This is a genomic window from Corynebacterium sp. HMSC034H07 (genome assembly GCF_001815175.1).
Classification (GTDB): domain Bacteria; phylum Actinomycetota; class Actinomycetes; order Mycobacteriales; family Mycobacteriaceae; genus Corynebacterium; species Corynebacterium hiratae.
Genome location: NZ_KV819539.1, coordinates 26921 through 36223, shown reverse-complemented (window position 1 = coordinate 36223; position 9303 = coordinate 26921). Strand labels below are relative to the sequence as shown.

Here is a 9303-nt window from a genome sequence, read left to right as displayed (position 1 = left end):
GGGGGGTAACCAGGATGATGAGGCCGCTCGCGGTGTGCACGGAAAGATGATCTAAAGAAACCTCGACGGCGTGGGGATCCGGGGAGGCCAAACGGACAGTGCTGGAGCCGCCAAGCTTGTCGACGACATTCTTAACCGCAGAAAACAATCCCATGGCGCGATCCTAGCGCGGGGGTACCATCGGGCACTGTGATTGACGCGAAAGATACAGCACTCGTCATTGAAGGCGGCGGCATGCGCAATTCCTATACCGCCGCGTGCATCGTCAAACTTCTGCAGGAGGAGGTGGAATTTGGCTGGGTTGGAGGTGTTTCCGCGGGCTCCTCGCACACCGTGAACTTCCTCTCCCGCGACGCGAGTCGCTCGGAAGAGTCCTTCGTGGATTTTGCCAAGAACCCCAGCTTCGGTGGCCTGGGTTCGCTGCTGCGCGGTAGCGGCTACTTCAATGCGGAGTTCATCTATGAGAAGGCCGCCGATCAGGATATGCCCTTTGACTGGGAAACATTTCAGGCCAATCCGGCGCAGATGTGTATTTCCGCCGCGCGCGCCGATACCGGGGAGAGCGTGTACTGGGGGCGCGAAGACATAAAGACACAAGAGGACCTGATGGTGCGCGTGCGCGCCTCCTCGACCTTGCCGCTGATCATGCCGATGCGTGTTATCGATGGCGCACCGTACGTCGACGGTGCGATGGGGGAATCCGGTGGCATCCTCATCGAGCAGGCGGAGAAGGCCGGGTTTGAGAAGTTCCTGTTCCTGGGGTCGAAACCGCGTGGCTACGTGCGGCCTGAGGTAGGGCGGCCCGCGGCGCTGCGACGAATCTTCCGAAAGTACCCTGCCGTGGCGGAGTCAATGATTGCCCGGCCGCCCCGGTACAACGCCTCCAAGGACCGGCTTCTGGAGCTGGAAAAGGAGGGGCGTGCACAGCTTTTCTTCCCAGAGGATATGCAGGTGGCTTCGACCGAGCGCTCGGTGACTAAGCTGCGCGCGAACTATGAAGCTGGGCGCGCGCAGACCTATGCGGAATGGCCGGCGTGGAAGGAATTTCTCAGCAGTTAAGGGAAACGCTGTGCCTAATCCGCCACGAGTGTTTCGATGGTCAGCTCCGGGTGCTCCTTCTCAATGAAGGCCAGCTTCCACTTATCGCCAAACAGAGCGATGAGTTCGCCATCGGTGCGGGTGAAGATCTCCACGCCGCGCTGGCGGCCCAGCTCGGGCGCGGACTCAGCGTCGGTACGGCGCGCCACCGAGTAGGGGATGGGTTCAGTGATGGTCTCCACGTTGTATTCGACCTCCATGCGGGCCTGCATGACCTCGAACTGCATGGGGCCGACCGCGGCCATGACGGGGGCGGCATCGCCGCGCGTATCGTTGCGCAGGATCTGGACCACGCCCTCCGCCGCCAGTTGGTCCAGGCCCTTGCGGAAGGCCTTGTAATCACCCAAAGACTTCGCGCGCAGGATGCGGAAGGACTCCGGTGCGAACTGCGGCATGGGCTTGAACTGGACCTTCTTGCCGGTGTAAATCGTGTCACCGGGAGCCAAGGAACCGGCGTTGACCAAGCCGACGATGTCACCCGGGTACGCCGTGTCCACGGTGTCACGCGTGCGGCCAAAGACCGTCAGCGCATACTTAGTGGAGAAGCTGCGGCCAGACTGTGCGTGGTTGACCTGCATGCCGCGCTCAAATTCACCGGAGACCACGCGCATGAAGGCCAAGTTATCGCGGTGCTTGCGGTCCATGCCCGCCTGCACCTTGAAGATGACACCTGAGAACTCATCGGTGACCTCACGGACCTCATCGATAGCGGAGGTGGCGGCCTCGATGGCCTGCGGATCCGAATCGCGGGAGCGCGGAGCCGGGGCGATGGCGCACAGGGTATCCAGAATCTGGTGCACGCCGAAGTTCAGCATCGCGGAGGCGAAGATGAGCGGGGAGGTCACGCATTGCTCGAAGAGCTCTTGGTCGTGCAGGGCGCCGTCCGCAGCCAGCAGCTCTGCCTCCTCCACGGCTGTTTCCCAGGCGTCCTCTTCCTTCGCGGCGGCTTCCTCAGGCGCGTAGTGCTCCTCCGGGGCGATGGTGGAACCACCGGCGGTGCGCAGGAAGTGCACGTACTCATCGGCCTCGCCGTCATTGTTGATGTGGGCCAAGCCGCGGAAGTCGCCGGCGATACCCACCGGCCAGTACAGTGGGGTGGGCTGCAGCTGGATTTCGTTGACGATTTCGTCGACAAGCTCCAGCGGCTCACGGCCCACGCGGTCCCACTTGTTGATCACCGTGATGATCGGCAGGCCGCGGGCCTTGCACACGCGGAAGAGCTTGAGGGTCTGGGGCTCGAGGCCCTTGGCGGCGTCGATAAGCATCACGGCAGCATCCACCGCCGTGAGCACGCGGTAGGTATCCTCCGAGAAGTCCGCGTGGCCCGGGGTATCCACCAGGTTGATCATGTAGGGCTCGCCCTCGTGGCCCTCGGGCGCGTACTCGAACTGCAGCGCGGAGGAGGCCACGGAAATACCGCGTTCCTTCTCCATCTCCATCCAGTCAGAAACCGTGGACTTGCGGTTGCCCTTGCCGTGCACCGCGCCGGCCTCGTTGATGACGTGCGCGTGGAGCGCCAGCGCCTCCGTCAGCGTGGACTTACCAGCATCCGGGTGGGCGATGACTGCGAATGTGCGGCGGCGGGAAGCTTCGGAGGCAATACTCATGCGGGCTAGTTTAGCCGCTGCCTGTTACCACTCCACATTGAGCTGGCGGCCCAGATCATCAAAGATGCGCCGGGCCACGGAGAGCTTCTTCGCAATCGGCCGCTGCAGGCCTGGCTTGCGCTTCTGGTTGTAATACTCGCCGGAGTCGAAATGGATGCCCGGTGTGCCGCTGAGGAAGTAGGCCAAGTTCTCCCCACCCTTGTCCGCCTTGCCCAAGACGTATTGAGCCGCAGTGGTCGAATAGAGCTTGCTCGTCCTGCTCGTTGAGTTATGCCCGAAACCAGTATTCAATATCCCCGGGTGGAAGGCCACGGAGGTCAGCCCGTGGGAGGCGAGGTAGCGGGTCAGCAGGATATCGCCCAACTTGGCGTTGCCATAGGCGCGCTCCGCCGTGAATTTTTCAAAAGTATTCGGGTCACCGGGGTCGAAAGAGGAATACAGCATGTTGGCCAACGAGGCGGTCTGCACCACGGTGGCGTTGCTGGCCCGCAGCGTATCGCGCAGCAAGGAGGTCAGAAGAAAAGGCGCCACAACGTTGATCTGCCACGTGCGCTCGAAACCATCGGCGGTGGCGAAAGGGCCGTCGAACATTCCGCCGGCATTATTGCCCAAGGCGTCGATCCGCGGGTATTGGCTCAGCTCCTCGGCGAGCCGGCGCACCTGGCCCAAAGACTCATAATCGGCCACATGAAAGTCGGCTCCGATCTCCTCAGCCACAGCCTGCGTCTTCTCCGGGTTGCGGCCCACGAGCACGAGCGAATCCTGCGGGCGGCGCTGGTGAAGGATACGGGCAGCGGCCGCGCCCACGCCGTCAGAGGCTCCGGTGATGACGATAGTTTTCGGGTCGTTATTCAATGGCAGGCTCTGGCTCGTGCGGCTCATACTTGGACAGTGTAGGACGTTGAGCGTGGTCGCGCCGGGGGTTATTTCGTCCGGGAATGGATTTCCTGCTGGGCCTTGTTGAGACCCTCAGCCACGATGAGACGTGCGGCCTCGGCGGCGGTGGCGATGGTGGAATCGAGCTCAGCGCTGGCGTCGACAGGCGCGAGCACCCAATCCGGGATGGAACCACCCTTGGGTGGGCGCCCGATACCGATGCGCACGCGCAGGTAATCGCGCGTGCCCAAGCGCTCGCTCAGTGACTTAAGGCCGTTGTGGCCGTTTTCGTTGCCGCCCTTCTTAATGCGCACCTTGCCGGCGGGCAGGTCGAGCTCATCGTGGATGACGATGATGTTCTCTGCCGCAACGCCCAGCAGCGTGGCCAACGGGGCGATGGGATCGCCAGAGAGGTTCATGTAGGTGTGTGAGCGCAGCGCTACGACCTTCGTGCCCCCAAGCTCGAGCTGTGCCGCGCTGAGTTGGTGTCCGGTGACAGGCTCGAGCATGTCACCAGATTCGGCGAGGAGATCATCCACGGCCATGTACCCCACATTGTGGCGGGTCGCGGCGTATTTCGCGCCGGGATTACCCAAACCCACGATGAGCCACTCGGCGCTTAAATCCGAGGGGTTAAGTCCGGAGGCGGCGGCCTTCTGTGTTTTCTTATTCGGTGCTTCGCCGGCGCGGCCAAAGAGGCGGGTGAAAAAGTCACGGATGGCAGACACAACTACTTCCTTGATGGTTTTCTTTAGGCTGGGTAACCATGAGTCAACTTCTTGAGACTATCACTTGCCCTGTCCTACCTGCTCCGATGGCGGGCGGGCCCACCACGCCTGAACTAGTGGCCGCCGCCGACGCCGCCGGTTCCTTCAGTGCGCTGGGGCTGGGAATCTGCTCCGTCGACGCCGCACGGGAGGCCATCGCTGCGTGTGCTGGCTCGCGCTTCGGGGTCAATATCTTTCACCCGCAGCGCGCACTGACCGAAACGGAACTCGCCGCTGCGCAGTCCCTCGCCGCCGAAGAGGGCGCCGTGCTTGGCGACGTCTCCCTCAACTTCGGCTGGCAGGACAAGCTCGACGCCGCGCTGGAGGGTGGGGCAGCGGTGCTGTGGTCGATGTTCGGCGTCTTTAGCGAGGACGAGGTCGCGCGCATCCATGACGCTGGGGCAGAGGCGTGGACCACGGTCACCAACCCCGAGGAGGCGCAGGCCGCGGCCGCCCGCGGCATCGATGTGTTGTGCGTGCAGGGCCCTGAAGCTGGCGGGCACCGTGGTGTGTGGGACCCGAGTGCGGAACCCGATCAGCGCCCTCTCGAGGAACTCGTCGCGGCGGTCCACCAGGTCACGGACCTTCCGCTCATTGCCGCGGGTGGTCTGCGCACGGCGGAAGATGTTGCCACGGCCCTGGCCTGGCCGGGGGTAAAAGCAGTCAGCTGTGGTTCCGCCTTCCTGCTCTCCGAGGAAGCGGGGACGAGTGAACACAACCGTGGCCTTCTGCGCCGCGGTGGCCAGACGGTGTCCACCCGCGCGTTCTCTGGGCGCTACGCCCGCGGGCTGGAGACCGCCTACACGCGGGCACACCCGGACCTGCCTTTGGTCTACCCCTACCTCAACGCGCTACTGAAACCTCGTCGCGCCCAGCTTGACGCGGACGTGGACTATTGCCTCGTAGGTGTCGATGTAATGAAACTTGGCGGGGGTAGTGTGGCGGAGATCCTCGCTCAACTACACCCAAACGGGCATGAATAACGGTTAATATTTACGGATGGACAGAGTTTTACACCCTTTTTGACGAGTAAAGGATACAAAGCACGTGACTTCGAACGCGCACATTGGGCACGAGGATTGGAACGAGCGCCTGGAGTTGGCCCAAGAGATGATCCCGCTCATCCACCAGCTGCACCGCAACAACAACGTTGTCACCTCGATCTACGGCCGCCTGCTCATCGGCGTGACTGACATCGACATCATCAAGGCGCACCGCTACGCCCGCCGCATTGCTGAGCGCGAGCTTTCCACCGCAGAGACCCTGCCTATTCTCAAGGAACTGTGCTCGATGAACCTGGGCACCGCCTCCATTGACCTGGGACGTCTGGCTACCGGCTTCGAGGAGTCCGGCTCCGATAACCTGCGCAACTACCTCGAGGAGACCCTCGTGGATCTCGTCGGCGCTGGTGTGGACAAGGAATCCACCGACGTCGTCCTCTACGGCTTCGGTCGCATCGGCCGCCTGCTGGCCCGCATCCTCATTGCCCGCGAGGCTGCCTACGGCGGCGTGCGCCTGCGCGCCATCGTCGTGCGCAAGAAGGGCGACATGGATATCTTCAAGCGTGCCTCCCTCCTGCGCCGCGACTCCGTCCACGGTGCCTTCAACGGCACCATCGCTGTTGATGAGGAGAACGAGGTCATCTGGGCCAACGGCACGAAGATCCAGATGATCTACGCCAATGACCCGGCGGACATTGACTACACCAAGTACGGCATCGACAACGCCATCGTCGTCGACAACACCGGTGTGTGGCGCGACCGCGAGGGCCTGTCCCAGCACCTGCAGTCCAAGGGTGTGGCTCGCGTGCTGCTCACCGCTCCGGGCAAGGGCGACCTGAAGAACATCGTCTACGGCATCAACCACGGCGACATCGAGGACTCCGACCAGATCCTCTCCGCCGCATCCTGCACCACCAACGGCATCACCCCGGTGCTCAAGGTCATCAACGACCGCTACGGTGTGGTTCACGGCCACGTGGAGACCGCCCACTCCTTCACCAATGACCAGAACCTCATCGATAACTTCCACAAGGGTGACCGCCGCGGCCGCGCAGCTGGCCTGAACATGGTGCTCACGGAGACCGGTGCAGCCAAGGCTGTGTCCAAGGCGCTGCCGGAGTTTGAGGGCAAGCTCACCGGTAACGCCATCCGCGTTCCCACCCCGGACGTTTCCATGGCCGTGCTCAACCTCGAGCTGGAGAAGGAAGCTGACCGCGACGAGGTCAATGACTTCCTGCGCAACGTGTCCCTGCACTCCGACCTGCGCCAGCAGATCTCCTACATTGCCTCCCCGGAAGTTGTGTCCTCTGACTTCGTGGGCTCTACCCACGCTGGTGTGGTCGATGGTCTCGCCACCATCTCCTCCGGCAAGCACCTCGTGCTCTACGTGTGGTACGACAACGAGTTCGGCTACTCCAACCAGGTCATCCGCATCGTTGAGGAAATCGCCGGTGCTCGCCCGGTGGTATACCCGAAGCGCGTCGATGTTTCTGAACTCTAAGAGCTAGAACAAGAACACCGCCCGCGCTGCATGGCGCGGGCGGTGTTGCTGTTTTGAGGGCCTGCTCTGGTTTGCGACCTAGCTTTGCCAGGATGTTTCAAACACGCAACTGCCCGATTTGCCAAAAGTAGGGGCTGAGATTGAAAAATCCGGGCGACTTTCGTCAGATTGGTCGGTTTAGCGGGAAGATAGCGCTCGAGTATGGAGTAAATGCCGTGCGCGCAATGTTGCAGCCACACCGAGCACTGCGGCCAACATCACAGCGACGGCATAGCGCAAAGGTGAGTACGCAACCAAAGGCCAGGCGGGGAAGGCAAGGATCCATAGGCCGGTTTCTGCCAAGACATCGCCGCCTAACGTGATGGAGACGATCGTCCCTACGATTGTGAGGGCGATAGCACTCACGATGCCGAGGCGAATCACCAGTATGAGTGATACGGCCGCGATGACAAAGCCCACCCCAACCGCCAGGGGGAAAGCCAGAAGCTGGGCAGCGATATCGCCACCTGCGAGTGCACTGGTCAGGTATGCGGCAGCGCAAACCGCCACGATGACGGACAAAAACCACATGAGGATTCCGGATGTGCCGAACCGTGTTTCCATATACACCAGCGGCCACGAATCTGACATGCGCGGCCATACGAGGACAGGCAAAATACCTGCGCCGACCGGCAGCAGAAAGAAGTAAAAGAAACCTTCGACGTAGTTAGCGGGATAGAGCAGGGCGACAAAGCCTAGCGCCAGAATGCTGAGCATCAGGCAAGAGAACACCGCTGGGCTAAAAGCTGCACGGTGGAGTCCTAGCAGCGTAGACCACAGCGAGGACTGTGCCGCCGCACGTGGGTGGTTCGTAGGCTGCCATACTTGGGCTTTTTCCACGGTGGTATCAGCCACGTCGGCGTCAGCCTGGGCTTTTGTAGAACGCGTGAAACGGTGTCGCAGCGAGAACATTGGCTGGTATCGTCGCGGTGTGTAGACCGCGGCTAATGCTCCGAGCACGGCGAGGATGACGCACAATATGAAAGCCGGTAGTGGACTGCTGCTTAGAAGTGGGTCGTGTGGTTCAAGAGGCACCGAGTTCTGGTGAATACGCAATGCGCGTAAAAGCAGTCGTTGCGGCCATGCTGGGGGAAAGGCCCACCACTTGCCTGATTCAACAGTGCTCGGAAGGATGCTGAGCATTTGCCACAAGGCCGCAGCAACCAGTGTAAAGGCGAAGCCCAGTCGGCGGGCACAGGCAGCGGAAAGCCCGGCAATGCCAAGTGCACCAAGGAAAGAATAAAGCCCGGCGACGAGGATAAGCTCGTGGTTCTCGCGCCCCTGGATGGCGACAGCGAGCCAGGAACCACCAAAGTTCAGCATGTGGAAGAGCGCAATGCTGGCAATGACGCCGAGAAGCCGGACAGCGTTCTCCCGACGCGGGTTGAGGTTTCTCCACTGCGTCCCGCCGCTGCGGGTAACGGCCTCACGGTGTTCTGGGACCGCAGCGAATAGCGCAACAAGTGGGGCGTACATGCCGGTAACAAATAAGGATTGCCAAGCCAAGACGCCTGTGGCATCACTGTGCACCGATGCCATAGATGAAAAGATCACCGTCATGATGACCAGCGGTAGAGCAAGTAAAGGCAACCACTGTAAGGTGCTTCCACGGCTGCGCAGTAGTTCTGCTGAAAGGTAACTCGGGCGAGGATCAGTAGTGTGCTTAGGCACGTGACTCTCCTCCCCGGTTGGTAGGCGCTTGGGAGGGGTGGCCAGGTGAGGTAAGTCGGAAGAATTCCTCCTCCAACTGACCACGTGGAGCTAGCTCGTGCAGGGAACCGGAATAGCGAATCGTGCCCTCGGCCAAGACGGTGATGTCATGGGCAAGGTGCAGGACCTCTCCAAGTTGGTGGGAGCTGACGATAACGGTGTGCCCAGCCGCGGCTAGTTGTTGTAGTAGCTCTCGCAATTCCTTGATGCCTTGGGGATCGAGGCCATTCTGGGGCTCATCAAGAACAAGTACCTCTGGATCGCCGAGGAGAGCTTGCGCTAACGCCAGGCGGGCCTTCATACCAGTGGAAAAGGATTTCGCCTTCTTGGAGCCAACGCCGTTGAGCCCAGCGATGGAGAGAACCCGGTCAATCTCGGAATCAGGAAGGCCCAGAAGTCGAGCGTGAACGCGAAGATTCGCCGAGGCAGAAAGATGGCCATAAAAGGCTGGCCCGTTCACTGAGGCACCAATGCGGCGAAGCACATTGCGGTTCCAAGGTTGGCCCGCCACGTTGATGGAGCCTGAGTCAGGCGGCAGGAGACCTAAGAGGATGGAAAAGAGCGTCGATTTTCCTGCCCCGTTGCGCCCGAGGAGCGCATGCACGCGGCCCGGGGAGATGCGGAAGGAAACATCATCGAGGACTCGTTGCCGACCAAAAGACTTCGAGATGTGCTCAAAAGAGATATCGCAATTCATAAAATGC

Annotated in this window: 8 protein-coding genes; 3 read left to right on the top strand and 5 right to left on the bottom strand. The window is 61.4% G+C overall.

What is annotated here, in order from left to right; translation table 11 throughout:
• Nucleotides 1–189 precede the first annotated feature (189 nt).
• Complete coding sequence (locus HMPREF3009_RS10685) at nucleotides 190–1059, top strand: patatin-like phospholipase family protein (protein WP_070681854.1); 870 nt, start codon at nucleotides 190–192, stop codon at nucleotides 1057–1059.
• 14 nt (nucleotides 1060–1073) lie between these two features.
• Here the strand turns inward: HMPREF3009_RS10685 and HMPREF3009_RS10680 are convergent, their stop codons facing one another.
• The 3 genes from HMPREF3009_RS10680 to pth are packed head-to-tail and all read right to left on the bottom strand — an operon-like array spanning nucleotide 1074 to nucleotide 4309.
• Nucleotides 1074–2705 (bottom strand): peptide chain release factor 3, encoded by a 1632-nt coding sequence (locus HMPREF3009_RS10680; protein ID WP_070681851.1) that lies wholly within the window; start codon nucleotides 2703–2705, stop codon nucleotides 1074–1076.
• Nucleotides 2706–2729: 24 nt separating this feature from the next.
• Entirely contained in the window at nucleotides 2730–3587 is an 858-nt protein-coding gene (locus HMPREF3009_RS10675) for an SDR family NAD(P)-dependent oxidoreductase (protein WP_049154254.1), read from the bottom strand.
• Between the two features lie 41 nt (nucleotides 3588–3628).
• On the bottom strand, nucleotides 3629–4309 hold the full coding sequence (gene pth / locus HMPREF3009_RS10670) for an aminoacyl-tRNA hydrolase (protein WP_049154256.1): 681 nt from the start codon (nucleotides 4307–4309) through the stop codon (nucleotides 3629–3631).
• Nucleotides 4310–4347: 38 nt separating this feature from the next.
• On the opposite strand from pth, the gene HMPREF3009_RS10665 reads away from it, so the two are divergent.
• Nucleotides 4348–5331 carry a nitronate monooxygenase gene (locus HMPREF3009_RS10665; protein ID WP_070681848.1) on the top strand — a complete coding sequence of 328 codons (984 nt, stop codon included), beginning with the start codon at nucleotides 4348–4350 and terminating at the stop codon, nucleotides 5329–5331.
• A gap of 64 nt (nucleotides 5332–5395) precedes the next feature.
• Nucleotides 5396–6850: a glyceraldehyde-3-phosphate dehydrogenase gene (locus tag HMPREF3009_RS10660; protein ID WP_070681845.1), complete on the top strand. Its 1455-nt coding sequence runs from the start codon at nucleotides 5396–5398 to the stop codon at nucleotides 6848–6850.
• A 177-nt stretch (nucleotides 6851–7027) separates the two neighbouring features.
• Here the strand turns inward: HMPREF3009_RS10660 and HMPREF3009_RS13160 are convergent, their stop codons facing one another.
• Entirely contained in the window at nucleotides 7028–8560 is a 1533-nt protein-coding gene (locus HMPREF3009_RS13160; protein WP_049154263.1) for an ABC-2 family transporter permease, read from the bottom strand.
• Nucleotides 8553–9296, bottom strand: a complete 744-nt coding sequence (locus tag HMPREF3009_RS10645; RefSeq protein WP_049154265.1) for an ATP-binding cassette domain-containing protein — start codon at nucleotides 9294–9296, stop codon at nucleotides 8553–8555. Before HMPREF3009_RS10645 ends, HMPREF3009_RS13160 begins: the two co-directional genes overlap by 8 nt.
• Nucleotides 9297–9303 lie beyond the last annotated feature (7 nt).